This is a genomic window from Sphingomonas sp., from assembly GCF_029239295.1.
Classification (GTDB): Bacteria; Pseudomonadota; Alphaproteobacteria; order Sphingomonadales; family Sphingomonadaceae; genus Sphingomonas.
Map to the genome: position 1 here is coordinate 24,408 of NZ_JAQZBC010000010.1, position 26,019 is coordinate 50,426.

The 26,019-nt window shown below is 65.1% G+C and carries 22 protein-coding genes; 7 read left to right on the forward strand and 15 right to left on the reverse strand.

Annotated elements, in window-relative coordinates; genetic code table 11:
* Positions 1–3 precede the first annotated feature (3 nt).
* Together K0S66_RS10985 and K0S66_RS10990 are read right to left on the reverse strand one after the other, a co-directional pair.
* Positions 4–3,219 carry an efflux RND transporter permease subunit gene (locus K0S66_RS10985; protein ID WP_301075433.1) on the reverse strand — a complete coding sequence of 1,072 codons (3,216 nt, stop codon included), beginning with the start codon at positions 3,217–3,219 and terminating at the stop codon, positions 4–6.
* Positions 3,220–3,225: 6 nt separating this feature from the next.
* Positions 3,226–4,509, reverse strand: coding sequence for an efflux RND transporter periplasmic adaptor subunit (locus K0S66_RS10990; RefSeq protein ID WP_301075435.1), 1,284 nt, complete (start codon positions 4,507–4,509; stop codon positions 3,226–3,228).
* A 154-nt stretch (positions 4,510–4,663) separates the two neighbouring features.
* On the opposite strand from K0S66_RS10990, the gene K0S66_RS10995 reads away from it, so the two are divergent.
* Positions 4,664–5,263 carry a TetR/AcrR family transcriptional regulator gene (locus tag K0S66_RS10995; RefSeq protein WP_301075436.1) on the forward strand — a complete coding sequence of 200 codons (600 nt, stop codon included), beginning with the start codon at positions 4,664–4,666 and terminating at the stop codon, positions 5,261–5,263.
* 13 nt (positions 5,264–5,276) lie between these two features.
* Here K0S66_RS10995 and K0S66_RS11000 read toward each other — a convergent pair whose 3' ends face one another.
* From K0S66_RS11000 to otsB, 4 genes are read right to left on the reverse strand one after another with little or no spacing between them, the layout of a single operon-like run.
* Entirely contained in the window at positions 5,277–7,325 is a 2,049-nt protein-coding gene (locus K0S66_RS11000) for a TonB-dependent receptor (protein ID WP_301075437.1), read from the reverse strand.
* Positions 7,326–7,378: 53 nt separating this feature from the next.
* Positions 7,379–8,776: a trehalose-6-phosphate synthase gene (locus K0S66_RS11005; RefSeq protein WP_301075438.1), complete on the reverse strand. Its 1,398-nt coding sequence runs from the start codon at positions 8,774–8,776 to the stop codon at positions 7,379–7,381.
* A complete protein-coding gene (locus K0S66_RS11010; RefSeq protein ID WP_301075439.1) occupies positions 8,773–10,569 on the reverse strand; it encodes a glycoside hydrolase family 15 protein in 1,797 nt (598 codons plus the stop codon). The genes K0S66_RS11005 and K0S66_RS11010 overlap by 4 nt, the downstream gene beginning before the upstream one ends.
* Complete coding sequence (otsB, locus tag K0S66_RS11015) at positions 10,566–11,309, reverse strand: trehalose-phosphatase (RefSeq protein WP_301075440.1); 744 nt, start codon at positions 11,307–11,309, stop codon at positions 10,566–10,568. The genes K0S66_RS11010 and otsB overlap by 4 nt, the downstream gene beginning before the upstream one ends.
* A 113-nt stretch (positions 11,310–11,422) precedes the next feature.
* Here otsB and K0S66_RS11020 point away from each other — a divergent pair, with 113 nt between their 5' ends.
* On the forward strand, positions 11,423–12,601 hold the full coding sequence (locus K0S66_RS11020; protein ID WP_301075441.1) for a VWA domain-containing protein: 1,179 nt from the start codon (positions 11,423–11,425) through the stop codon (positions 12,599–12,601).
* A gap of 44 nt (positions 12,602–12,645) precedes the next feature.
* Here K0S66_RS11020 and K0S66_RS11025 read toward each other — a convergent pair whose 3' ends face one another.
* From K0S66_RS11025 to K0S66_RS11040, 4 genes are read right to left on the reverse strand one after another with little or no spacing between them, the layout of a single operon-like run.
* Positions 12,646–13,356: a ribonuclease T2 gene (locus tag K0S66_RS11025; protein WP_301075442.1), complete on the reverse strand. Its 711-nt coding sequence runs from the start codon at positions 13,354–13,356 to the stop codon at positions 12,646–12,648.
* Positions 13,353–13,793, reverse strand: a complete 441-nt coding sequence (locus K0S66_RS11030; RefSeq protein ID WP_301075443.1) for a hypothetical protein — start codon at positions 13,791–13,793, stop codon at positions 13,353–13,355. The genes K0S66_RS11025 and K0S66_RS11030 overlap by 4 nt, the downstream gene beginning before the upstream one ends.
* Positions 13,794–13,805: 12 nt before the next feature.
* Positions 13,806–14,672, reverse strand: coding sequence for a carboxylating nicotinate-nucleotide diphosphorylase (nadC, locus tag K0S66_RS11035; RefSeq protein WP_301075444.1), 867 nt, complete (start codon positions 14,670–14,672; stop codon positions 13,806–13,808).
* On the reverse strand, positions 14,639–15,082 hold the full coding sequence (locus K0S66_RS11040) for an SH3 domain-containing protein (protein ID WP_301075525.1): 444 nt from the start codon (positions 15,080–15,082) through the stop codon (positions 14,639–14,641). Before K0S66_RS11040 ends, nadC begins: the two co-directional genes overlap by 34 nt.
* Before the next feature lie 150 nt (positions 15,083–15,232).
* Here K0S66_RS11040 and K0S66_RS11045 point away from each other — a divergent pair, with 150 nt between their 5' ends.
* Together K0S66_RS11045 and K0S66_RS11050 are read left to right on the forward strand one after the other, a co-directional pair.
* Positions 15,233–16,231, forward strand: coding sequence for a D-glycerate dehydrogenase (locus tag K0S66_RS11045; RefSeq protein WP_301075445.1), 999 nt, complete (start codon positions 15,233–15,235; stop codon positions 16,229–16,231).
* An 89-nt stretch (positions 16,232–16,320) separates the two neighbouring features.
* Positions 16,321–16,512 (forward strand): hypothetical protein, encoded by a 192-nt coding sequence (locus K0S66_RS11050; protein ID WP_301075446.1) that lies wholly within the window; start codon positions 16,321–16,323, stop codon positions 16,510–16,512.
* A gap of 110 nt (positions 16,513–16,622) precedes the next feature.
* Here K0S66_RS11050 and K0S66_RS11055 read toward each other — a convergent pair whose 3' ends face one another.
* Together K0S66_RS11055 and K0S66_RS11060 are read right to left on the reverse strand one after the other, a co-directional pair.
* On the reverse strand, positions 16,623–18,026 hold the full coding sequence (locus K0S66_RS11055) for a nitronate monooxygenase (RefSeq protein WP_301075447.1): 1,404 nt from the start codon (positions 18,024–18,026) through the stop codon (positions 16,623–16,625).
* Positions 18,027–18,106: 80 nt separating this feature from the next.
* Positions 18,107–19,249, reverse strand: a complete 1,143-nt coding sequence (locus tag K0S66_RS11060; protein WP_301075449.1) for a glycosyltransferase — start codon at positions 19,247–19,249, stop codon at positions 18,107–18,109.
* 119 nt (positions 19,250–19,368) lie between these two features.
* Here K0S66_RS11060 and glsA point away from each other — a divergent pair, with 119 nt between their 5' ends.
* A complete protein-coding gene (gene glsA / locus K0S66_RS11065; RefSeq protein WP_301075450.1) occupies positions 19,369–20,310 on the forward strand; it encodes a glutaminase A in 942 nt (313 codons plus the stop codon).
* Positions 20,311–20,328: 18 nt separating this feature from the next.
* Here glsA and K0S66_RS11070 read toward each other — a convergent pair whose 3' ends face one another.
* The 3 genes from K0S66_RS11070 to K0S66_RS11080 are packed head-to-tail and all read right to left on the reverse strand — an operon-like array spanning position 20,329 to position 23,130.
* On the reverse strand, positions 20,329–21,450 hold the full coding sequence (locus tag K0S66_RS11070; RefSeq protein ID WP_301075451.1) for a glycosidase: 1,122 nt from the start codon (positions 21,448–21,450) through the stop codon (positions 20,329–20,331).
* Complete coding sequence (locus K0S66_RS11075; protein ID WP_301075452.1) at positions 21,447–22,220, reverse strand: SDR family oxidoreductase; 774 nt, start codon at positions 22,218–22,220, stop codon at positions 21,447–21,449. Before K0S66_RS11075 ends, K0S66_RS11070 begins: the two co-directional genes overlap by 4 nt.
* Before the next feature lie 34 nt (positions 22,221–22,254).
* A complete protein-coding gene (locus tag K0S66_RS11080; RefSeq protein ID WP_301075454.1) occupies positions 22,255–23,130 on the reverse strand; it encodes an alpha/beta hydrolase in 876 nt (291 codons plus the stop codon).
* Between the two features lie 37 nt (positions 23,131–23,167).
* On the opposite strand from K0S66_RS11080, the gene K0S66_RS11085 reads away from it, so the two are divergent.
* Together K0S66_RS11085 and astD are read left to right on the forward strand one after the other, a co-directional pair.
* Positions 23,168–24,526, forward strand: coding sequence for a protein adenylyltransferase SelO family protein (locus tag K0S66_RS11085; RefSeq protein ID WP_301075455.1), 1,359 nt, complete (start codon positions 23,168–23,170; stop codon positions 24,524–24,526).
* A 59-nt stretch (positions 24,527–24,585) separates the two neighbouring features.
* Positions 24,586–25,995 carry a succinylglutamate-semialdehyde dehydrogenase gene (gene astD, locus K0S66_RS11090; RefSeq protein WP_301075456.1) on the forward strand — a complete coding sequence of 470 codons (1,410 nt, stop codon included), beginning with the start codon at positions 24,586–24,588 and terminating at the stop codon, positions 25,993–25,995.
* Positions 25,996–26,019 lie beyond the last annotated feature (24 nt).

The following is a 26,019-nucleotide window of genomic DNA, read 5'->3' on the forward strand; positions in this document are numbered from 1 at the left end:
CAATCATGCTCCCTGCGGCGCCGGCCCACGATCGCGATCTGAATCTGCATCGCCATCGTCGCCTTCGTCACGCAACGGTTCGTAGTTGTTGACGTTCTGATCCCCCTCGTCGCCCTTCCCGTGGCCGAACAGCCGCGAGACGACGACGAAGAAGGTCGGAACCAGGAAGATCGCCAGCACCGTTGCCGACAGCATGCCGCCCACCACCGAACGCCCGATCGCATTCTGACCACCAGCGCCTGCGCCGGTCGAAAGTGCCAGCGGCAGCACGCCAAAGATGAAGGCGAGACTGGTCATGAGGATCGGGCGCAGGCGCAGGCGTGCTGCCTCCACCGCCGCGTCGAACGGCTTCATGCCTTCCGCGATGCGTTCTTCCGCAAATTCCACGATCAGGATCGCGTTCTTCGCCGCCACACCTATCGTGGTGATCAGACCGACCTGAAGGTAGATGTCGTTGTTCAGCCCAGTCAGCGTCGCGGCCAACAGCGCTCCGATGACGCCCAGCGGCACCACCAGCATCACCGCAATCGGCACTGACCAGCTCTCATAGAGTGCGGCAAGGCACAGGAAGACGATGAGCAGCGACAGGGCGTACAACGCCGGTGCCTGGCCGCCCGACAGACGTTCCTCGAACGACAGCCCGGTCCACTCCAGCGCGGTGCCTGGCGGCAGTTTCGCCTGGATCTCCTCCATCGCCTTCATCGCGGCGCCGGTGCTGACGCCAGGCGCCGGTGCACCCTGCAACTGCATCGCCGGCTGGCCATTGTAGCGCGTCAGCGACACTGGCGCGTTGGTCCAGCTCATCGTGGAGAAGGAGGTGAACGGCACCATCTGCCCCTGATCGTTGCGAACATAGAAGGACGCGATGTCCTCCGGCCGCACACGATAGGGCGTGTCCGCCTGGACATAGACCCGCTTCACGCGACCGCGATCGATGAAGTCGTTGACGTACGATCCGCCCCACGCGGTCGCCAGCGTCGAGTTCACCGTCGCCAGGTCCAGTCCAAGCGCACGCGCCTTGTCCTGATCGATATCGACCTTCAGCTGCGGCGCATCCTCCAGGCTGAGAGGGCGGACCTGGGCGATCAGCTTGTCCTGCATGGCCATGCCAAGCACCATGTTGCGCAGCTGGGTCAGCTTTTCATGACCGATCCCGCCCGTGTCGACGAGCTGAAGGTCAAAGCCGGTCGCATTGCCCAGTTCCTGCACGGCCGGCGGCACCAGGGCGAAGATCATGCCGTCCTGATATTGCGAGAATACCGCCATCGACTTGGCCGCGATCGTCTGCGCCTTGTTGTCGATCCCGGGACGCTCATCCCACGGCTTCAGGCTGATGAAGGCGAGACCAGCGTTCTGCCCCTGCCCCGCGAAGCTGAAGCCGTTGATGGTGAACACGGACTGGACGCCCGGCTGCTCCAGGAAATAATTGCGAACGAGGTCCAGACCCTTGTCGGTCCGCGCCGTGGTGGCACCCGCCGGCCCCTGCACGAGGGCAATGACCGTTCCCTGATCTTCATCGGGGAGGAAGGCGCTGGGCAGGCGAGCGAACAGGAACACCATGCCGCCGACGATCAGCAGATAGACGAGCATAGACCGCTTCCAGCTGCGCGCCGTCCGCTTCACGCCCTTCTCGTACTTGATCGTGCCCTTTTCAAAGGTGCGATTGAACCAGCGGAAGAAGCGGGCAAAAATCCCGTTGCCTTCATGCTTGGTCGGATCGTGCGGCTTCAGGATCGTGGCGCACAACGCTGGCGTCAGGATCAACGCCACCAGCACCGACAGGATCATCGCCGAAACGATGGTGATCGAGAACTGGCGATAAATGACGCCGGTGGATCCGCCGAAGAACGCCATCGGCAGGAACACCGCCGACAGCACCATGCCGATGCCGATCAGCGCGCCGGAGATTTCGTCCATCGACTTGCGCGCTGCGTCCTTGGGGCTGAGCCCCTCGTCCACGATCAGACGCTCGACGTTTTCCACCACGACGATGGCGTCATCGACCAATAGACCGATGGCTAGCACCATGCCGAACAAGGTCAGCGTGTTGATGGAGAAGCCCGCCGCCTGCATGATTGCGAAGGTGCCCAGCAGAACGACCGGCACGGCGATCGTCGGGATCAACGTCGCGCGCCAGTTCTGCAGGAACAGGAACATCACCAGGAACACGAGGACGACCGCCTCGACGAGCGTGTGGATCACCTGTTCGACCGAGAGGCGGACGAAGGGCGTGGTGTCGAACGGGTACGCCACCTTCACATCGGCCGGGAAGTCCTTGGCGATCGTCTGCACCTGGGCCTTCACCGCCTCGACGGTATCAAGCGCGTTGGCACCTGCCGCCAGACGAACGCCGAAACCTGCCGCCGGCTTGCCGTTGAACTTCGTATCGAAGCCGTAGTTTTCCGCGCCAATCTCGATCCGAGCCACATCGGCCAGGCGAACGACAGCGCCACTCTCGGCGGTCTTCAGCCGAATCTTTCCGAACTGCTCCGGGGTCTGCAGGCGTGACTGTACCGATACCGTCGCGTTCAGCATCTGCTCCTTGGGAGCGGGCTGCGCACCGATCTGACCGGCCGAAACCTGCGCATTCTGCGCGCGGATAGCGTTCGTCACGTCGGCAATCGTGAGCTGGTAATTGTTCAGCTTCAGCGGATCGACCCAGATCCGCATTGCATATTGCGAGCCGAAGATCTGGAGCTCGCCAACGCCGTTCAGGCGGCTGACGGGATCCTGCATTCGCGACACGACCATGTCCGATAGATCGGTGATCGAGTGCGAGCCGTCTTCCGAATACACGCCAACAATGACGAGGAAGCTGGCGGCTGATTTCTGAACCTGGATGCCCTGCTGCTGCACTTCCTGCGGCAGCAGCGGCGTGGCCGCCTGCAATTTGTTCTGAACCTGAACCTGCGCAATGTCAGGATCGGTCCCTTGTTCGAACGTCAGCGTGATGGTGAGGACGCCGGACGACGATGAGGATGACGAAAAATACCGCAGATTATCGATGCCGCGAAGCTGCTGCTCGATTATCTGCGTGGTGGTGCGTTCCAGGGTCGTGGCGTCCGCGCCCGGGTAGGTCGCGGTGATCGACACCGTGGGCGGCGCGATCTGCGGAAACTGTGCAACCGGGAGACTGCGGATGGCGATAACGCCAGCCAGCATCAGGACGATCGCGATCACCCATGCGAAGATGGGTCGATCGATGAAATAGCGTGCCATGTAAGCTTACTTCGCCTGAGCCGGGGCGTTCTGCTGCCCTTCGGGCTGGCCAGCCTGCTGTGGCTGACCCTGCCCCTTGCCTTGGGGTTGCGGCTGAGCGCCCGGCGCCCCGCCTGGCCGGCCACCCGGCGCGCCCACGCCGGCCGGAGCCGCATTGGGGTTCCACGGCTTGGGCGCTACCGGCATTCCCGGGCGCAACATGCCGCCGCCGCCTTCGACGATAACGCGATCGCCGGCTTTCAGCCCGCCGGTGACCAGCCAATCCTCGCCGATCGTGCGGTCGGTGACCAGGATGCGCGGCTCAACCTTGTTGTCCTTCCCGACCACCATGGCCGTTGCCTGACCACTTTCGTTGCGCTGTACGGCGCGCTGGGGCACCAGAATGCCATTTGGCTCGGTGCCCTCGACCAGCTCTGCGCGGACGTACATGCCGGGCAGCAGCAAGCTGCGGGGGTTCTGGAAGATGGCGCGGATCGTCTGCGTGCCCGTCGTCGGATCAACCGTGACGTCAGTGAACTGCAACTTGCCCTCGATGGGGTAAAGCGAGCCATCGTCCAGCCGCAGGCGAACGCGCGCAGCGCCACCACCGCGAGACAATTCGCCCGCCGCGATCGACTGCCGCAACCGCAGCAGGTCGGCGCTCGACTGCGGCACATCGACGTAGATCGGATCGAGGCGCTGGATGGTCGTCAGCGGGTTGGTCTGGCCGGACGTCGCCAGGGCGCCCGTCGTCGACAGGGCGCGTCCGATGCGGCCCGAGATCGGCGCGCGAACGGTGGTGCGCTCAAGATCGATTTGCGCCGAACGCAAGGCGGCCTGTTGCGCCGCGACATCCGCCTGCGCCTGCTGCGCCGACGTGATCGCGTTTTCATATTCCTGCCGCGCGATCGCGTTGATCTTCACCAGTTCGCCATAGCGACGCTGGAGCGCTGCGCTGGACGCAATGGCAGCGCGGGCGCGCGCCAGCGATGCTCGCGCGCTGGCGACGGCCGCGACATAGGGCTGCTGGTCGATCCGGAACAGCGGCTGCCCGCGACGAACGGCGTCGCCCTCCGTGAACAGGCGCTCGACGATCAGGCCATTGACCTGCGGACGCACCTCAGAGGTTTCAAACGCGGCTGTACGACCCGGCAACGTCGTGGTCAGCGTCACAGCCTGCGGCTGAACGGTGATGACCGAGACTTGAGGCGGCCCAGCCTGCTGCTGCTGCTGACCCTGATCGTTCTGCCCACCGCAGGCGGACACCGACGCCAGCAGCAGGGCTGATAGCGCGACCCTCTTGAATGCCATATAGTTCTCTGAAATAAAGTGAGTGATCGTTCACTCACGTTTGCTGCTACTGCGAACTAGAAAACGCGTCAAGTCGAGGAGAGAGATCATCGAACAGTGTCGCGCAGCCCTTCCCGGCTTGCGCATCGGGCGGGCAAACGCACGACGGGAGAAATTGATCCAAGCTGCACGCGAAGCGTTTGCGGCGAACGGCTTCCATGGCACCGGCATGGCGCAGATTGCGCAGACGTCGGGCATTGCCGTGGGGCAGATCTATCGCGATTTTGCCAACAAGGAAGCGATTGTGGCGGAGATCGTCGCGCGCGATCTTGAGAATTTCCTGTCCGAGCGCGGCCTGTGCGCGGCGGGTGCGACCGGTGATCCAGCCGCTGTGCGCGAGTGGATCGAGCAGTTCGTCGCCTGTGAAAATCCGGAGGGCGGGCGGCTCGTTGCCGAGATCATGGCCGAGGCGTCGCGTAACGAGCGCACCGCCGAGATCGTCCGGACGGTGCAGGAACGCATGCGTGGCGAACTGACGTCGGCCCTGCGCCTGTTGGTGCCGGCGACGGTGTCACCGAGTCGCTTTGCATGCGTGGCACAGATGATCCAGACGATCTCCGCCGGCGTGTTTCAACGTCGTGTCACAGAGCAGGATCAGCCAAGCGCCGATGTGATCCGATCGCTGATGAACTGCATCAACGCCGCGATCGACGGGCTTCAGCACGAAACGGCGGAAGACGCCGACCGCGACAGCGTTTCCGCGCAATGCTCCTGACCGCGTGGCGCCGCTAGCGCCGGAAGCGCAAGCCGATCCACAGCGTTCGCGGCGTCGCTCGCTCGATCACGTTGGCGCCGCTGATCCCGGCTTCGACCAGTTCGTCGAACAGGTTTTCGCCCCGTGCCTCGATCGCGAGGCTAGTCGTGATGGGCACCGCAAGATAGGCGTCGAGGGTCGTCGCTGGCGCCAGAACGCGCGCGTTCTGATCGTCCTCGAACTGGTCGGAGACGTGTCGCACGGTGGCGGAGGCAGTCCATTGTCCCTGCCGCAGCCCGAGCGTGCCGGATAGCTGATCGCGTGGTGTCTGCGCGGGGCGCAATCCATCGAGCGCCGCCGCCGGACCAGATGCTTCGACCCGCGGATTGACGTGGCTCCATGAGGCGATGGCGAACAATGGCCCGGTCTGCCACCGGGCATCCAACTCCAATCCGGTCGACCGGATCGCGTCGAGGTTCTGCCGCACGCGATAGGCGCCGTTGACGAACCCGACGCCCGGGAAGGTGCCAGGCCCCTGCCCCGCCGTCACATTGGCAATGGCGTTCGACAGCCGGTTCCAGAACACCGTGGCCGTCAGCGAGAGATTGGTGACTGGGGTAATCGTGACGCCACCATCCACACCGCTGAGCCGTTCGGGCGCAAGTTCCGGATTGGCGGCGGTCGCATCGGCGCCGACACGGAATGGGCGGTACAGCTCGTTCAGGGTCGGCAGTCGCCACCCACGATAACCGCTTACGCGCAGCGTGACGGCGTCGACCGGCGCGAAGGCAAGCCCGGCGCGGCCGGTCCATTCGGTACCGCTGCGATCAGCAAAGCGAGCGGCAGTCAGCGGCACGCCCGTTGCCAGCGTATATTCGTCCAGCTGCCCGTCGGCGATCCGCCAGCGATCGACACGACCACCGAGCGTCAATGTCCACGCTCCGGCCTCCACGCTGCCGTCAGCGAAAATGCCGGCGGTCCTGCTGCTGCCGCCCGCGATCCGGCGGCGGGTCGGCACGCCAGCGACATAGGTATAGTTTTCCTGCGTCTGACCGCTGACGTCGCGGACGTCGATCCCCAGCCGCAGATCGCGGCCACTGCCAACGGGTGGAACGATCTCGAACCGGGCGCCAATACCCGTGGCGGGGGTGTTATATTGGTCGAGCGTCTGGCTCGCGCTCACCCGCCCTGCCGCAACGCTGGCAAATTGCGACGCGAAGGCCCGTGTCTGGAGATAAGCGAGCGCCGAATATCCCCACGCGCCGCGCCCTACCAGGCGCAGGCTGGCGTCAGCGCCCTCGCTCCGGTTGGCGGTGAAGGCAGTGCCGCGTTCGCGCTGATCGGTGAAGCCGCTGACATTCGCCTGAAGTTCCGTGTCGGGCGCGACCCTGATGACGCCGCGGATCGCTGCCGATGCCTGCTCATAGGGAGCGGCGCGGTCGGCCGGACCGCGCGCAGAGGCGATGACCGGGATGAACCCGTCACCGCGGGCGTAAGCGGCAGACACCGTGGCGAAGCCGGGCCCAGACACGAAGGTGCCAGAGGCCTGCGCGTCCAGCGAGTCGCGGCTGCCATAGGCCAGGCTGCCGAGCAGTCCCGGCTGGTCGCGCGGATCGGCACTTTCAAGCTCAACCGTGCCGGCAAGCGCGCCGGGTCCGAAATAGCCACTTCCGCCCCCGCGCGTCACCCGAATGCGGCCGATCCGATCCGTCGCATAGGCAGGAAACGGCACCCAGCCGCCGAACGGATCGGCTTGCGGTACGCCGTCCAGCACCAGCAATGCGCGGCTTGATGCGTTGCCGCCGATGCCGCGAAGCGAGATACCCTGACTGGTCGGATTGGCCGACCGCGAGTCGGATCGGCGAAACTGCTGAAGCCCCGCGACGTCGGCGAGGACGCTTTCCAGCCGATCGCTGGCATTGGCGCTGATCCGCGCGGCGTCGATCGTGACCACGTCGGCGGTGCGATCGCCCGGCCGATCGTCGAGACCACGGCCTGTCACGACGATATCAGGGAGCGACTGCGCGTGCGCAGCGGTGGGCAGCAGGATCAGGCAAAGGGCAGTGCCGGCGCAACGGTTCATCGCCCGCCTATGGGTCGGCGCCTACCCTGCGCGCAAGCGGCGAGAACGCACCGTCACAGCGGCGTGGGGACTTCCTTCGCCGGCTCGACGGCCGCTAGCACGTCGGTGAACCGCTTGCGCCACCAGATGACGTCTTCATTGACGACATTGTCGAACATCGGCCGCCAGCGCGCGATCCGTTCGTCGAGTGGCATGTTCAGCGCCTGCTCGATCGCATCCGCCATCTCATCCGGGCTGTACGGGTTGATGATGAGCGCGCCGGTCAGCTGCGCGGCCGCCCCTGCGAAGCGCGACAGGATCAGCACACCCGGATCAGCCGGGTCCTGCGCCGCGACAAACTCCTTCGCGACCAGGTTCATGCCGTCGCGCAGCGGCGTCACCAGCCCGATCTTTGCCGCGCGGTAGACACCGGCAAGCACGCTACGCGGCAGGCCGCGGTTCACGTAGCGAAGCGGCACCCAGTCGATCTCCGCATGCGCGCCGTTGATCCGACCCGACAGTGCATCAAGCGTGGCGCGAATGTCCTGATAGCTCTGCACGCTGGCGCGCGACGGCGGCGCGATTTGAAGCATGGTGACCTTCGCATGAGCGTCGGGCCGGGTATCGAGGAACCGCAGATAGCCGTTGAACCGCTCCTCCAGCCCCTTGGAATAATCGAGCCGGTCGACACCGACGATCAGACGCCGTCCACTCAGGCTGTCTATGACACGATCCTGGGTCACCACCGCATCGCTGCTCTGCGCGCTGGCGATGAATTCCCGCGCATCGATCCCGATTGGGCAGGCGATCGCCCGAATCGTGCGGCCACCCACCGTGACCCGATCATCCTCCTCGATCGTGCCGCCCATCTCGCGCATCACATAATCGTGGAAGGTTTCAAGCCACTCGCGCGTGTGGAAGCCGATCACGTCATAGGCGAACAGCGCCTCCACCAGGCGGCGATGTTCCGGCAGGGCGTGAAGCAGATCCGTTGGCGGCCAGGGGATGTGGAGAAAGAAGCCCAGGCGATTGGTGACGCCTTGCTGGCGTAGAAGCCAGCCCAGCGGGATCATGTGATAATCGTGGACCCAGATCAGATCGTCAGGCTCGATATGCGGGCTGATCACCTCCGCGAACAGGCGGTTCACCCGTTCATAGCCGCCCTGAAAGTCTCGCTCGAATTCGGTCAGGCCAAGCCGGTAGTGGAACAGCGGCCAAAGGGTACGGTTGGCGTAGCCGTCGTAATATTCATCGACGTCCTGTTCGGGCAGGTCGATCGTGGCAGAGGTGACGCCGTCGAACGTCTCGAACTTCAGATCACCCGTCTCGCCCGTCTCGCCCGACCAGCCGAACCATATGCCATCCCCCTCGCGCAGCGCGGCGGTCAGCGCGACCGCCAACCCCCCTTGTGCACTTGGCTGTTGCGGCGTTGGCGCAGAAACTCGGTTGGAGATGACGATCAGTCGGCTCAACGTATGGCACTCCAGGGTTTACTGAGCAGGACGGCGCAATTGATCACGCCGACAAGCGAGTAGGTCTGGGGATAATTGCCCCACAGTTCGCCCGAAATGGGGTCGATATCCTCCGACAACAGGCCGGCGGGGGTGCACCGCGCCAGCATCTCTTCAAACAATTCACGCGCATCAGCGTCACGCCCGGTGAAATGCAGCGCCTCGATCAGCCAAAAGGTGCAGACGTTGAAGGCGGTGTGCGGCAGGCCAAAATCATCCTCGGTGGCATAGCGCAACATGTACGATCCGCGGCGTAGGCCGCCCTCCACCGCCTCAAGCGTCGAGCGGAAGCGGGGGTCTTCCGGCGAGAGGAAGCGCAGGTCCAGCAACTGCAACAGGCTGGCGTCGAGGTCATCGCCACCGAACGTTGCGGACATGCGCTCGGTATCCGGGCGCCACGCGGCCTCCTCGATCCGTGTGCGCATCGTTTCCGCCCGCCGGCGCCAGAAGTCCGCGCGCTCGTCCAAGCCCAGCGCCGACGCCGCATTGGCCAGGCGATCGCACGCGGCCCAGCACATCGCGGCTGAATAGGTGTGCACATGGCTTTTGGTACGCAGCTCCCACAGCCCTGCATCAGGCTGATCGTACTTCTGCCACGCGCGCTCGCCGATCGGCTCCAGCGCCTCGAAATCCTCGCGCCCGGCGACACGCAACAGGCGATGATCGAAGAAGGCCTGCGCATTGGACAGGACGATCTGACCATAGGCGTCGTGCTGGACCTGCTCATAGGCCAAATTGCCGACGCGGACGGGCCCCATTCCGCGATACCCGGAGAGTGACGGCGCCTCCCACTCGATCAGCGTCGCCTCTCCACCAACGCCATAGAGCGGCTGGATATGACCGTCCTTCGCATTGTCGACGATGTTGCGGAGATATTCGAGATAGCTTTCGAGCACGTCGAGCGCGCCGAGCCGGTTGAGCGCCTGAACCGTGTAATAAGCGTCGCGAACCCAGCAGTACCGATAGTCCCAGTTGCGCTGCGAATCGGCGTGTTCGGGGATGGAGGTGGTCAGCGCGGCAACGATCGCACCCGTTTCCTCATGCTGGCACAGCTTCAGCGTGATGGCGGAGCGGATCACCGCTTCCTGCCATTCATAGGGCGTGGCGAGGCCACGAACCCAGTGGCGCCATTCCTCGATCGTCCGCTCCAGCATGTTGTCGAGCGAGGAGTGAAGATCTTCGGCGAAGCTTTCGTCCGGGCCGAGGAAGAAATGAAGCGGACGCTCGACGCGGAACATGCGCTCGTCCTCGATCCAGCCGACCGGGGCGGTCGTCGACAGCCGAAGCACGCTGTCATCAAGGAGATAGCGGATATGGTTCGATCCGCGTGTGGTCTGCGCGCGAGCGGCGCCCCACGTAACGGCTGGTCGCAACCGCACGCGTACACGCGGACTGCCCGCCACCGGACGAACGATGCGCGCGAACGCAACGGGGCGGTAGCGCCGTCCGTTACGGGTAAAGCGCGGGCAGAAATCGATCACTTCGATCGCATTGCCGCTCTCGTCCTCGTGTCGGGTGACGAGGATCGGGGTGTTGCGCAGATACGATTGGGTCGTCGTCCGGCAGCGATCGATATCGATCTCCCAAAAGCCGAACGCATCGTCTCCCGCCTTGGGCTTGTCATCAAGCAGCGAGCAGAATGCCGGATCGCCGTCCACACGCGGGGTACATCCCCAGACAAAGCGCCCGGCGCGGTCAACCAGCGCGGAAACTTGGCAATTGCCGATCGGCCACAAATCCATCGTTGCGGTCATGCCGCCTTCTCCAACCAAGAGCGTACGGCCGCCACGTCATTCAATCGAAACTGCGCCGCGGTGTCGCGCGGCGACCCGACCAGCACGCCAATCCCGCCGCGTTGCGCGACCAGCGCCAGACCGGCCTCGTCGGTGACATCGTCACCGGCAAACACCGGCGCATACCCGGCGAACGGCGCATGACGCAGCAGCGCATCGATCCCGGTGCCCTTGTCATGGCCTCCGATGCGCAGTTCGACCATCATCTTGCCGGTTTGCAGGACAAGCCCGTCGCGCCCGACATAGCGTTCCGCCAGCCGCTGCGCGGCCGCGCCATGCTCCGGTGACATGCGATAATGGACGGCCACGCCCAGCGATTTCACTTCGATCACAACCCCCTCTTCGCCCGCGAAAGCCGCGCAGAACGCCTGCTCCGCCTCGACCAGAGCGGGCGGACGATCGGGCGCGATGTTCTCACCCTCGAGCCGCAGTTCGGCACCATGGCTGCCGACCACCGCAATCCCGCGGCCAGCATCCCCCAGGAAGCCGTCGATCTGCGCCACCGATCTTCCACTGACTAAGGCGAAACGCCCGGCAAAAGTTCCAGCAAGCTGACGAAGAAGCGCGATCAGGGCTGAATCGACCACGACCCCATCGGGTCGGTCGACCAGTTCGACCAGCGTGCCATCGAAATCCAAGAGAAGACAGTGGCCGGTCGCGCGGAGGGGCGGCGGCGGCGGAAGCGGAGCGACGGTCGGCATGGCGGCCGCTCTAGCGTGCACAACCCCGTTCGTCAGCGCCCGATGCTGGCGCCACGCCGCCAAGTCTGTCATCAGCGTTCGAAAGAGCAGATAAACGATGGGGCGGATGACCGATGTTCCTCAACTTCCTCGATGAGTTGCGCGTCGCGGGGATACCGGCGAGCCTGAAGGAGCACCTGCTCCTGCTGGAAGCGCTCGACGCAGAGGTGATTGATCGTACCCCGGAGGATTTCTACTATCTCTCCCGCTCGGTGTACGTGAAGGACGAAGGCCTACTCGACAAGTTCGACCAGGTGTTCGCCAAGGTCTTCAAGGGCATCGAAAACAGCTTCATCCAGGAAGGCGCGCAGATTCCGGAAGATTGGCTGAAGGCCGTCTCCGAAAAATTCCTGACGCCGGAGGAAATGGAAGCGATCAAGTCGCTCGGCTCCTGGGAAGAGATCATGGAGACGCTGAAGAAGCGTCTGGAGGAGCAGCAGAAGCGCCATCAAGGCGGCAACAAGTGGGTCGGGACCGGCGGCACCAGCCCGTTTGGTAATTCCGGCTACAACCCAGAGGGCGTCCGTGTCGGCGGCGAATCCAAGCAGAAGCGCGCGCTGAAGGTCTGGGATCAACGCGAGTTCAAGAACCTCGACAACACCAAGGAACTCGGCACCCGCAACATCAAGATCGCGCTACGCAGGTTGCGCAAGTTCGCGCGCGAAGGAGCGCAGGACGAGCTCGACATCGACGGCACGATCGATGGCACCGCGCGGCAGGGATGGCTCGACATCCGCATGCGCGCCGAGCGGCGCAATGCGGTGAAGCTGCTGCTGTTCCTGGACGTGGGTGGATCGATGGATCCGTTCGTAAAGCTGTGCGAGGAACTGTTCTCCGCCGCCACCAGCGAGTTCAAGAACCTGGAGTTCTTCTACTTCCACAACTGTCCGTACGAAGGCGTGTGGAAGGACAACAAGCGCCGCTTCTCCGAGCGGACGCCAATGTGGGACGTGCTTCACAAATTCCCGCACGATTATAAGCTGGTCTTCGTCGGCGATGCGTCGATGAGCCCCTACGAGATCACCCATCCCGGCGGCTCCGTTGAACATTTCAACGAGGAATCGGGCGCGGTGTGGATGCAGCGCCTGACCACCACCTATCCCGCCGCCGTCTGGCTGAACCCGATCGCCCAGGCGCAATGGGGCTATTCACAGTCGGTGAAGGTCATTCGTGAGTTAATGAATGACCGAATGTACCCGCTGACGCTGACCGGCCTTGACGACGCCATGCGCGAGCTGACACGTAAGCGATAACGAGCCCGCCCCCGGGGTGGCCGGGGGCGGACGCGATCAGATGGTCAGCGGCGGCCGGTCCAGATCCGGACGCGGGCATTGGGCTTCACGCCGCCCTGATGGGCGGGGCACCGCGCGTAACGAAACTTCTTGTCCATGCAGATCCACACCTCGTTCAGCCAACCCTGCCGATCGGTGGTGATCTTCATCATGTCCGCACGCATTCCGGGATTCACCCGCGCGATTGCCGTGGCGAGCTTGCCTGCGGTCAGGCTCTGCCGCGAAAGCGCGGCCATGTTGGGATATCGCAGCTCACGGTACAGCGACGTTGCCTTGCCGAAATAGCTGTCCGGGCTTTCGCCCGGCATGCAGGTGCCGTGCTTCGCCCATTCATGCTGCAGCAGCTGGGCGGAGGGCGTTGCGCAGAGATTGGCACGCACCGTTCTCTCCGAAATCAGCGGCGTCGCCTTGCAATATTGCGGCCACTCCTTGCCGATCCCGTCGGGCCACAAGCCATGGAGAACGAAGCCGAAGCGGTTACCCGAGCCGCACTGGAAGCTGGAGCGCGCCGCGCGTTCGGGCGTGCGGCAATGCTGCGGCGACCAGCTGATCGCCAGCGTGTAATGGCCGATCGGGAGCAGCCGCCGCGGCTCGCTATCGCTCGGCAGGTCCGGGCGCACGCGCAGGTCCGCGCCCGCGGGAACGGAGCATTGATATGCCTGAGCAGCGGCCACGCCGGGCATCATCGCCAATGCCAGAGCCAAGCCACGGATCATTCGGTAAACTCCTGTTCTTCAACGGCATGTTCGCCGAACCATTCGCGGGCGTCAGGGCGAAAGAGATAGGCCGCGGACACGATGTACAGCACGCCCGACACGATCCCGGTGAGCGCTGAGGCGATCGACGGCGTCGCGCCAACGATCACTGCGACAAGCCCGAAGAGCAGGATAGCGAACGCGATCGCCGCCAGAACGACGACAAACCATTTGGCGGCAAGGCTCGGCTGACGCGCGGTGAAAAACCAAAGCAGCAGGCGAAGCGCGATGTTGAAGATGACGGATGCGGGCAGGATCCAGCCCATCTCCGCCAGCGCGGGATTAGTCGCAAAACTGGCAACGCGCTGCGGCCAATCCAGCATCGTGCTCAACAGGCCGAGCGCAAGCGCTGCGAAATACAGGCGCTCATAGCGGCTGATCGACAGGGGACGGATCATCTGCAGCGTTCCTCAGGCCAGCGCGAAATCGAGGCCGATGTCGGCCGCCGGCGCAGACTGAGTAAGACGTCCGACGCTGACAAAGGTGACCCCGGTTTCGGCGATCGCACGGATCGTCTGCAGCGTGACTCCGCCCGACGCTTCGGTCGGAACGCGGCCCCCGACCAAGGTCACCGCACCCCGCAGGATGGCGGGCGGCATATTGTCGAGCAGCAGCCGCGTGGCCCCGGCGGCAAGCGCCGGTTCGATCTGTTCGACCCGGTCGACCTCCACAATGATGTCGGCGACGCCGGCGTCGCGCGCGCGACGCACGGCCTCTTCAACGCTGCCGGCCACCGCAATGTGGTTATCCTTGATCATCGCCGCATCCCACAGGCCCATGCGATGGTTCTGCGCACCGCCCATGCGCGTGGCGTATTTCTCCAGGAGGCGAAGGCCCGGGATCGTCTTTCGCGTATCCAGAAGGATGGCGCCGGTACCGCGGATCTGATCGACATATTGCGCGGACAGCGTTGCGATGCCGGACAGGTGCTGAACCGTGTTCAGCGCCGACCGCTCTGCCGTCAGCAGCGCGCGGGCCAGGCCGGCGATACGCATGATCGGCGTACCGGCGGGCACCTGCGCCCCATCGCTGACCAGCATTTCGATGCTTGCGTCCGGATCGAGACGCTTGAAGAAGGCTGCGGCGATCGGAAGCCCCGCGACAGCGATCGCGTCCCTTGTGGCCATCACGCCGTCGAAGCGCGCGTCGGCCGGGATCACCGCTTCCGACGTGACGTCGTGGCCGACTCCCAGATCCTCCGCCAGCGTCGCAGTAACGAAGGCGTCGGTATCAAAACCCTCGATCACGGCAGCACTTCCTCTTGTCCGACGCCCCATAGGCGGCTGATTTCCACGAAGCCCGCCTGCCCGCGTACGTCGAGCCGGCACCAGCCGCGCGCGCACTGGCTGATGCGGCCCACCACGCCTGGCTCGGCGCGCCACAGGATGCGGGCGCCATAGGCGGGCTTGTCACGCAATTCGGCGACCGAACCCTGCACGATCGCAGTGCGGGTGCTGCTGACGAGCGATCCCAGCATCCACCCCTGCGTGCCGCCGGGGTCCTCCACCTTGCGCCATTCCTTGAAGATATCGACGACGCGCACCGGCAGATCGGGACGGACATAGAGCCAGGTGGCCGGATAGCTGCGCCCAGGACCGGAGCGCATCCGGGCCTTTCCGGCCCCGATCGAGGCGAAATAGGGTGGTTTCGGCCTGTCCTTGGCCTGCGCGGCAACATCATTGGCCATCAGCCCGAACAGCGCGGCAAGCGCCACCCATCCCGCCGTCCATCGCCGCATCGATACACCCCTGTCGACCAAGCCGCCCCTGTAGCGCCCGCACGCCTGCCGCATCAACCGATCGTTGACGCCCGCCGTGCGCTTCGCCAATCCATTGCCATGGTCGATACTCGCCGCTGCGCCAATCCCCGGGTGATCGTTACCCGCGAATTGCCCGACATCACCATGGACCGGCTGGAAGCCCTGTTCGACACCGTCAACAATCGCGGTGATCAGGCGATGACGCGCGAACAGCTGGCCGCCGCTATGGCCGATTGTGACGTGCTGGTGCCGACAGTGGTGGACACGATCGACGCGGCGCTGATCGAAGGCGCGGGAGAGCGGCTGAAGCTGATCGCGAACTTCGGCGCTGGCGTGAACCATATCGATCTGAAGGCCGCCCGCCGCCGCGGCATCATCGTCACCAACACGCCCGGCGTTCTCACCGAAGACACCGCCGACATGACGATGGCGCTGATCGTCTCCGTGCCCCGGCGGCTCGCGGAGGGCGAGAAACTTGTGCGGTCGGGCGAGTGGAAGGGCTGGAGCCCGGGCGGAATGCTGGGCCATCGCATCGGCGGCAAGGCGCTGGGCATCGTCGGCATGGGGCGGATTGGCCAGGCGGTCGCGCGCCGTGCGCGCGCGTTCGGCCTGTCGATCCATTACCACAACCGTCACCGGTTACCGAAGGTGGTCGAGGCCGAGTTGCAGGCGCAATGGCACCCGAACCTGGACGAGATGCTGTCCAACATCGACATTCTGACGATCCACACGCCGCGCAACGCCGATAGCGAGAATCTGATCAGTGCTGACCGGATCGCGCTGCTCCGCCCGCACGTCTATCTGATCAACGCCAGCCGCGGCGGGATCGTCGATGAGGATGCGATGATCGATGCGCTGGAGGCGGGGCGACTGGCCGGCGCGGGGCTGGACGTGTGGAAGCATGAACCGACGATCGACCCCCGGCTGCTTGCCCTCCCCAATGTCGTGATGACCCCGCACATGGGATCGGCGACCTTCGAAGGTCGGCTCGCCACCGGCGAAAAGGTGATGGCGAACATCCGCATGTGGGCCGATGGTCATCGACCGCCAGACCAGGTGCTGGAAGGCTGGGTCTAAAATCCCGCAATGTAAGGTTGCGTGTCTTTCCGGAACGCAACCTATGTTAGCCGCATTATCCGGTCGTTCAAACGATCGGAGAGAATGTGATGAAGAAGACGTTTCTTCTGCTGATGCTTGGCGCCACCGCGATCAGCACGTCGGCCTGTTCGACGCTGCGCGGTGCAGCGATCGGCGGCGCTGGCGGCGCAGGTGTCGCGGCAGCGACGGGCGGCAGCGTGGAGAAGGGTGCGGCCGTCGGCGGCGCGGCCGGTGCCGTGGTCGGCACGATCGATAATTGATCCGCTGCGGCTGATCAGCGAACCTGCCACCATCCCCGTCGGGCCGCGTTCGGCGGCGCGACGAGGATGGATGGCGGGCGCCCGTGCGGGCAGACCATTCCTGAAGCGGATCAGTCGCCGGTCAGGATGCGATCGACCAGCTGCTTCACAGTCGGCACGAAGCCGTTGGAATAGAACGGGTCACGCTTGAAATTATAGGCCGAATGGCCGGCGAACATCAGGTTCGCCTCCGTATCGCCGCCGTGCGCAATGTCCTGCAGCGTCTTCTGGATGCAGAAGCTGCGCGGATCGGCGAGCCGACCAGTGGAGTTGGTTTCGGTATCGGCCCAGCTGGAGAACAGGCACTGGCTGAGGCAGCCCATGCAATCAGCCTGATCCTTGCGGATTTCCGCCTTCTCCTGCGGCGTGACGAACACCAGCGTATTGTCCGGCGTCTTCAGCGCATCGGTGAAGCCGTGGCCGAACCACTCGCGCGCGCGCAGCAGATCACCCTTCGTGACCCAGAAATTCTTGCCCTTCACCCCGACGTCGAGCTGGAAGACGTGATCGCCGGCCTCCTGCGTAGAGAAGGCGATCTGGCGCTCCGAGCGCGCCTCAAGGCTGCGCAGGAACGGATTGCGCACCGCGGACGAATAGAAGCCGGTCGGCGAGAAACGATGCAGAAGGACATCGCCCTCGTCGATCGTCATCAGCCGTTCTTTCCACGCCTGCGGGATGGGGCTTTCCTGCGTCAGCAGCGGACGGGTGCCGTACTGGAAAGCGATGGTCCCCAGTTCGGGATTGTCAATCCAGTCGTTCCAGTCGCGCAGATACCAGACGCCACCGGCCATGATGATCGGCGTCGTATCGGGAATGCCGCCTTCGCGCATCGTTTCGCGCAGCGCCTTCACACGGGGATAGGGATCCTCCGGCTTCAGCGGATCTTCGGCATTGGACAGGCCATTGTGGCCGCCGGCGAGCCACGGATCCTCATAGACTACCGCCGCCAGCAGCTCGGACACCTTGGAATACGCACGCTTCCACAGCGCGCGGAACGCGCGGCCCGAGGAGACGATCGGCAGGTAATTGACGTTGTACGAAGCGGCGATCTCGCTCAGCTTGTACGGCATGCCCGCGCCGCAGGTGACACCGGCGACCATACCGCGGGTCCGCTCCAGGACGCCTTGCAGCACGCGTTGCGCGCCGCCCATTTCCCACAGCACGTTGATGTTGATCGCGCCCTTGCCGCCGGCGATCTCCCAGGCGCGTTCCACCTGCTGCACGGCGCCTTCGATGGCGTATTCGATCAGTTCCTCGTGGCGATCACGCCGCGTCAGCGCACGATAGACCTGGGGGACGATCTTCCCCTCGGGATCATAGCTGTCGGCGTTGACGGCGCTCACCGTCCCGATCCCGCCAGCAGCGGCCCACGCGCCGGCCGACGCATGATTCGTCGCCGCAACACCCTTGCCGCCCTCAACCAGCGGCCAAACCTCACGGCCATTGTAGACGATGGGCTTAAGCCCCTTAAACACGGCAGTCGCCACGGCCTCAAATCACCTCTCGAGAAATCAATAAGGCGCCCTAGCGAGAAAGGTTGCACCGCGCGAGCAATTTACGCCCGTGTCAGTGCCCCCGCCCTCCCCAGCGCAGATTCGTACAATGCGGCATAGCGCGCGATCATGTGACGTTCGTCATATTCCGCCTGCGCCTTTCGCCGGTTCGCTTCGCCCACCGTCCGGCGCAGGTCCGGATCGGCGATCAACGCCTGCATCGCGTCGCGCAGCCTGACTTCACCGGGATAGTCGGTGATGAAGGGTGCGTTCTCCGCCGCGACCATCGTCGGCACATCACCGACCGGCGGCGCGACGATCGGCAGGCCGGCCGCCATCGCCTCCACGACAGAAATGGGGAATTGCTCGGAGCGTGACGACAGCGCGAGCAGGTCGAAATGCCCCAAGAAGCGATATGGCCGGTCGAGGAAGCCGGGCATCACCAGCTGATCCTCAATCCCCATTGCCAATGCCGCCTGTTCGATCGCCGCGCGCTCTGGCCCCTCGCCCACGATCACCAGGCGGAAGCGGTTGGACAGGCCGCCCGCGGCGCGGACGAGCGCCGGCAGATCCTTCACCGCGCGCAACCCCGCAACGGTGCCGATCACGACTTCCTTGGGCTTGCGCACGAAGCCGGGGATCGCCTTCGGCCCGGGGCGCTGCGAATACAGCTCGGTCGCGATACCGTTGACGATCCGGTGGACCTTCGTCCGCGGCTGCTTCCACGTTTCCAGCGCGATCCGCTCCAGCGTGGTCGATGGCACCGCCAGGCCATGCGCGGCCGACAGCGCTAGCCGCCGATAGAGGTTCCGCTCCCGCTTCAGTCCGCCGGCCTCATCCTCGTTGAAGCCGTCCTCATGGTGGACGACCGGCGGCACGCCGCGCCCGAACACGCGCCGCGCCATGACGCCGTCGATCGCGCCCCAATTGTAGGTGAGCACCAGATCGAACCGGCGCATGTAACGCGCGATCGCATCGTAGCGACCGACCGACGGCTTGCCCTGCAACGGCGGCGGATTCTGCGCGATTTCGTAGCGGATGCCCTTTGCGATCCGTTCACGAGCGCCATAGCGGCCGTCCATCCCGGACACGATCGTGTGGCGCGCGCGATCGCCAAAGGCGTTCATCAGCCGCACGGCACGCGCCTCCTTGCCACCGAGATCGAAGGTGGAGTGCAGGTGCAGGATGTTGATCGGCTGGGGCATCGAATGCGCCTTTAACCCCGAACGACGCGAATGTTGAGCCATGCTGCGCGTTCGGTCGTGTCGGCGGGACACTTGGCAGCCGCCGCCAGTTTGAAGCGTCACATCAAGCGGAGAACAATGTGGATCATTCACTGGAGCGGATCGTCCAGGACATCGCCGAGGAGATCACGGCAAAGGCGGTGAAGATCGAAGCGGCGGCGGATGCCAAGGAAGAGGGCAAGGCACCGGGCGATTTCGGCATGGCCGTGGTGACGATGGACGAAAAACTGGTCACCGGCGGGACAGCAACCACCCCCTTCCCCCTGCAGAGCATCGCCAAGGTTTTCGCCCTGGAACTGGCGCTGTGCGCGCTGGGCGACGATGTGTTCAAGCGCGTCGGGCGCGAGCCGTCGGGCGACCCATTCAATTCGATCATCGATCTGGAGCGGACGTGCGGGATCCCGCGCAATCCCTTCATCAATGCCGGCGCGCTCGCCATCGTCGATATGCTGGTTGAGGAGTTGGGCGACGACAAGCAGGCCAGCGCCGTTGTGGATTTCGTGCGTCACCATGCCTGTATCGACGCGGTCGAGCTCAATCAGGACGTGCTGGATTCAGAGCATAAGGGCGGCGATCTGAACCGCGCGATGATGAGCTTCATGCGGCATCACGGCAATCTGCACAGCGATCCGGACGAGGTGATGGAAGCCTATGTCAAGCAATGCGCGATCATGCTCGATTGCCGCGGCCTGGCGCGTACCGGGCTGTTCCTGGCGCATACCCGGCGCAAACCGGACGATGAGGATGCCGATGCGGTGGCGGTGCGGATGCGCAAGCTGCTCGCGCTGATGATGACCTGCGGCCATTATGACGGATCGGGCGATTTCGCGATGCGCGTCGGCCTGCCAGCCAAGAGCGGCGTCGGCGGCGGCATCCTAGCGGTGGCGCCGGAACAGGGCGCGATCGCGGTGTGGTCACCCAACCTCGACCAGAATGGCAATTCGATGCTGGGGGTTCGTGCGCTGGAGATGTTCGCCGACCGGACCGGCTGGTCGGTCTTCGGCCCGCCGCTTCACGGGTAAGCGAAGATGGCGATCGCGCTAGCTGCGCGCGATCGCCGTCTTCGGCACATGCGTGATGCGGCACGCCAGATCCGCCTCACCACTGGCCACGATCCAGTGATCGCCTGCGTCGACGAGCCCGGTGGTGAACACGACATCGTCCAGATACATCAGATCCTTCAGCGGCTCGGTCAGCGCCGGGTTCGGCTCCAGCAGCGGCTGATGGTCGGTCGCGATCGTTCGCCAGGGCTCGTCACGATCGAGCAGGGTCCAATAGGTGCGATAGATCCCGACCACGCCCGATGGCTCCACGCCGTGCCACAAGGTCAGCCAGCCATCGTCGGTCGGCACCGGCTGCGCCCCGCCGCCCATTCGCGCCGTGGCGACGGTGGCAGCATGGGGACGGATGCCGGGGTGGTCGCTCGGCTTCCAATGCAGCGCATCCGGCGAGGACGCGAGGTTGATCGACGGCCCCGCGCGCCATTCGCTGTCGGGGGGATAGGCGAAATAGAGGTCGCCGAGGGGCCGCGTCTGCGCCCAGAATTTGTCGCCGATGCGGCCTTCGAAAATCAGCATGTCCTTGTTCTGGTGATCAAGGACGATCCCCTCGAGCTGCCAGTGGCGCGCATCGTCGCTGGTGTAGAGCGTGGTGGAATGCCGCTCGGGACTGACCGAGCAGGTCGTCATCAGATAACGGCCGTCGACGCGGCTGATCCGCGCGTCCTCCACGCCGTAATTCTGGTAGCTCGCGCGCGGCGCGATCGCCTGATCATAGTGAACCGCCTCGACGCGGCGGCCGGCGGCATCCAACTCGACCGGCAGCAGCCAGGACAGCGACGTCAGCGCCATCACCTTCCACCCGCCGCCGCGCATCATGAACTTGCGTGGATCGGCGGTGTCGACAAGCTGCAATGGCCAGTTGTCGAGGTGATAGCGCCCGTCGTCCCAGCGGATTGCGCGGACATGGCCGTCACGGATGGGGGTGCGCAGCGCTTCCGCCACGCGCACCATCATCAGCAGGTTGCCGTTGGGCAGCCGGGTCATGCCGGGGTTAAAGGCCCCCAGCACATAGGTTTCCTCGTCGATATGCCCGGCCAGCGGCGAGCGCGACAGATCGACATCGTGCGGGGTGAAGACCAGGTGATCGAGCGGGAAGGTCATTCTTCGTCCTGCATGCGCGGGGAAATGGTGACTTGCTGAACAACGGCGCGGCGCGGCTGGGTGAGCAGATAATGCACGCCTACCGCGATATCCTCGGCCCGCAGCATTTCCTCTTTGGCGATCCGCTCCGCCTGCTCCTCGGGCGTACCGGCCACCATGTCGCTGCCTGTCAGCCCCGGCTCGACCAGCGACACGCGCACGCCCTTCCGCCCAAGTTCGCGGCGTAGCGCGATGGCAAAGCCCTGGATGCCGTATTTGATCCCCGCATAGACGGTCGAACCTTTGCCGAGCACGTACGCGCTCATCGAGCCGATCAGGACGATATCGCCCCTGCCTTTCGCATCCTCGCCATGCGCGCCCATCGCCTTGGCGGCGGCCTGCGCCGACAGCAGATAAGCGGTGAAATTGCTGCCGATCGTATAGCGAAGCTCCGCCTCGCTCATGTCGGTCAGCCCCTCGGCGCCGCGCGCGGCATTGATCACCGCCACGTCGATCCCGCCGAGATAGTCTGACGCGGCCTTGAACAGGCGAGCGACATTGTCCTCTTCGGCGAGGTCGATGCTCATTCCGTCGCCCTCGCCCACTTCGCGGATTCGCTTCAGCGCATCGCTGAGATGGGTTTCGTCGCGGCCGCAGACGAATACCTTGGCGCCCTCGCTGGCCAGCAGGACGGCGATCGCGCGGCCGATCCCGGTGGTGCCGCCAGTGACCAGAACGCGGCGTCCGGCGATGGGCGTGCTGGCGGTATGGGCATCAAACGTATCGACCATGAAAGCTCCTGTTCGCGGGAGCAATCTCGACGTTTCAGGCGCTTGCGGGTTCCACGGCCGCCCGCGCAAGCCACCGGTCAATCGCCCCCTGCACGGCCGGTTCGATAAGCAGCGGCGCATGGCCGACGCCGGGCACCGTCACCAGTTCGGCATATGGCAGGCTGGCGACCATCCGCTCAGCGACGCTTGCGCTGAGCACGTCCGATCGGCCGCCGCGCACGATCAGCACCGGTACCGACGCGAGCGCGTGGAGCGCGCCCCACATGTCTGGACCTGCCTCGTTGCCCGGCACGCGAAATGGCTCGGCAATGCGCAGATCGTAATCGAGCACGATACGGCCATTGCTGGTCAGCCGGTACAAGCGCTTGGCCATCGCCAGCCAATCCTCGATCCCGAAATCGGGGTAGGCATCGGCATTGGCCTCGCGGGTCGCACGGGCGGCATGCATCCAGGTGGGCCATGTGCTGGACCGGCCGACATAGCCGCGAATGCGCGCCAGCCCGGCCGGCTCAATCTCCGGCCCTACATCATTGAGCAGGGCGCCGGCGATACGACCGGGCACCAGCCCGGCGAGCAGCATGGTCACGATCCCGCCGAGCGCCGTGCCGACGGCAATGAAGCGATCGATCCGGTGCTCCGACAGAAACGCCGCGACATCATGGGCGTAGGTCATCGGCACGTAGCTCATCGGATCCTTGGCATGGGCGCTCTCGCCCCGGCCGCGCAGATCCAGCGCGAAGACTCGCCGCTCGCCCGCTATCCGCCGTGCGAGCGCATCATAATCGCGCGCGTTGCGCGTCAGCCCCGGCAGGCAGACGACCGGCAGTGCATCCTCGTCGCCCGGATAGTCGCGAGCGTGGAGCCGCAATCCATCGTTCGACCACCAAAATATGTCCTGCCAGGCGGCCATCCTTGCACCTTTCGTCGCGCGGGCCCCATATCCACGCATGCCTTCGCACCCGCAAGCTTATCAGCCAGAGACCCTGCTCCTGTCACTCGGCGACGCCTTCTACGATCCGGTGGAGGCCGCCGATTTCCCGCAGACCATCCTGCGTTTCCGCAACGATCGCGCGGCAGCCGAGGTCGGCCTCGACACGCTCGACGACGGGGAATGGCTGGCGCATTTTGGCCGTTTCCAGCCGCTTTCGGCCTCACTGCCACAGCCACTCGCGCTGCGGTATCATGGCCATCAGTTTCGCGTGTACAATCCCGATCTGGGCGACGGGCGCGGCTTCACCTTTGCCCAGCTTCGCGACCAGAATGGCCGGCTGATGGACCTGGGCACCAAGGGATCGGGCCAGACGCCATGGAGCCGCGCGGGCGACGGGCGGCTGACGCTGAAGGGCGGGATGCGCGAAGTGCTGGCGACCGAGATGCTGGAGGCGCTGGGCGTGCGCACGTCGCGAACCTTTTCGCTGATCGAGACGGGCGAGGCGCTGGAACGCAACGACGAACCCTCCCCCACCCGCGCCGCGGTGCTGGTGCGGCTGAGCCATGGCCATGCCCGCATCGGATCGTTCCAGCGGCTCGCCTATGAGCGCGACGAGGAATCGATGCGCCGGCTCGTGCGCTATGTCCTGACCAATTTGTATGGCGAGGACAGCGACGATCCGGTCCGTCTGCTGAACCTGGTAGTGGACGGCACGGCGCGACTGGCCGCGAGCTATATGGCGGCAGGCTTCGTCCATGGCGTGCTGAATTCGGACAATATTAACGTCACCGCCGAAAGCTTTGACTATGGTCCGTGGCGGTTCGCGCCGACGTGGGAGCCGGGCTTCACCGCGGCCTATTTCGACCACGCGGGCCTGTACGCATTTGGCCGGCAGCCCGAGGCAATCCACTGGGACGTGATGCAATTGGCCGCGTCGCTGCGGCTGCTGAGCGAAGCGGAGCCGCTGATTGCCGCGCTGGACCGGTTCGCCCCGGCCTACCAGCATGCGGTGGTCGACGCCTTCCTCTGGCGGATGGGCCGCCGCGCCTCCGGCGACGAGGCCGATCGCGCGCTGGTACAGGCGACGGAGCGAGCGCTGCGCGAAACCGCCACCGGGATCGACCAGTTCTTCTTCGATGCCTTCGCCCAGCCGCTGCCGCCCGGCTATGGCGCGCCATGGGATGAGGTTCGCGCGCTGCTGGACGCAGCGCCGTTGCGCGCCGAGCGCACGCATCCTTATTGGCAGGGCCAACCGTGTTCGATGCTGATCGAGGAAGTGGAAGCGATCTGGCAGCCGATTGCCGAGCGCGACGACTGGGCGACGTTCCATGCCAAGGTCGACGCGATCCGCACCATGGGCGAGGCGCTTCGCTGACCTTGTGACACCGACCGTTCCTATCCTAAAGCAAGTTACGTGACGTAAAAGGGCCATCCGTGAACGAGATCATCTCCTTCGAACCAGCGACCGGCGCCGAATTGTGGCGCGGCCAGGTGGGAGACGTCGACGCAGAAGTCGCGGCGGCGCGATCGGGCTGGGCAACCTGGGCCGCGCGCCCGCTGACGTTCCGGATCGAGACGCTGCGCCGCTTCGCCAATGTGGTGCGATCGCGGCATGAGGCGTTTGCCGATGTGATCGCGCGCGAAACCGGCAAGCCGCTGTGGGAGGCGCGTAGCGAAGTCGACACCGTCATGGCCAAGGTGGACATTTCGGTGTCCGCTTATGCCGATCGCACCGCGCAGCGCCGGCTGGACGCGCCGATGGGATCGCGCATGGCGGTGCGCCACAAGCCGCATGGCGTGCTGGCGGTACTGGGGCCGTATAATTTCCCGGCGCATCTGCCCAACGGCCACATCGTCCCGGCGCTGATCGCCGGCAATGCGGTGGTGTTCAAGCCATCGGAAAAGGCGCCCGCATCGGGCGCGTTCCTGGTCGACTGCTATCGCGCGGCAGGCGTGCCGGAGGATTGCATCCGGCTGGTGATCGGCGGCCCTGACGAGGGCCGCACGCTGGCCGGGCACGAGGGGATCGATGGCCTGCTGTTCACCGGATCGGCGCGCACCGGCCTGGCGCTGAACCGCGCCTTTGCCGAGAAGCCGGAAAAGATCCTGGCGCTGGAAATGGGCGGCAACAACCCCATCGTCGTGTGGGACACGCCGGACCTGTATGCCGCGTCAATCATCATCATCCAGTCCGCGTTCACCACGGCGGGGCAGCGGTGCACCGCGGCGCGCCGGCTGATCGTCGACCAGAAGCTGTTCGATCCGCTGATGGAACAGCTGGAGCGGCTGATCGCGCGGCTGATCGTGGGCGCGCCGCATGATGATCCGGCGCCGTACATGGGCCCGGTGATCGACAATGAGGCGGCCGACCAGCTGACGGAAAGCTTCCTGGCGCTGCTGATGCGCGGCGGTCGGCCGATCCGCCACCTGCAGAGGTCGGAGCCCGATCGCCCGTTCCTGCTACCCGGCATCATCGACATGACCGAGGCGGGCGAGCGGCCGGACATGGAATTGTTCGGACCAATCCTTCAGGTCGTACGCACCGAGACCTTCGACCAGGCGATCGCGGAGGCGAACAACACCCGTTACGGCCTGTCGGCGTCGCTGATCAGCCAGACGCCCAGCCTGTACGATCGTTTCTGGTCGGGCGCGCGCGCTGGCATCGTCAACTGGAACCGGCCCACCAACGGTGCCTCATCATCGGCGCCCTTCGGCGGCATCGGATGGTCGGGCAACCACCGCCCCAGCGCTTATTATGCCGCCGATTATTGTGCCTATCCGGTCGTCTCGAACGAGGCGGATGCAGCGCGCGCATCGATCGGCATCGGGCTGCGCGACGGATAGCGACGCGCAACCGGACGGCTGATC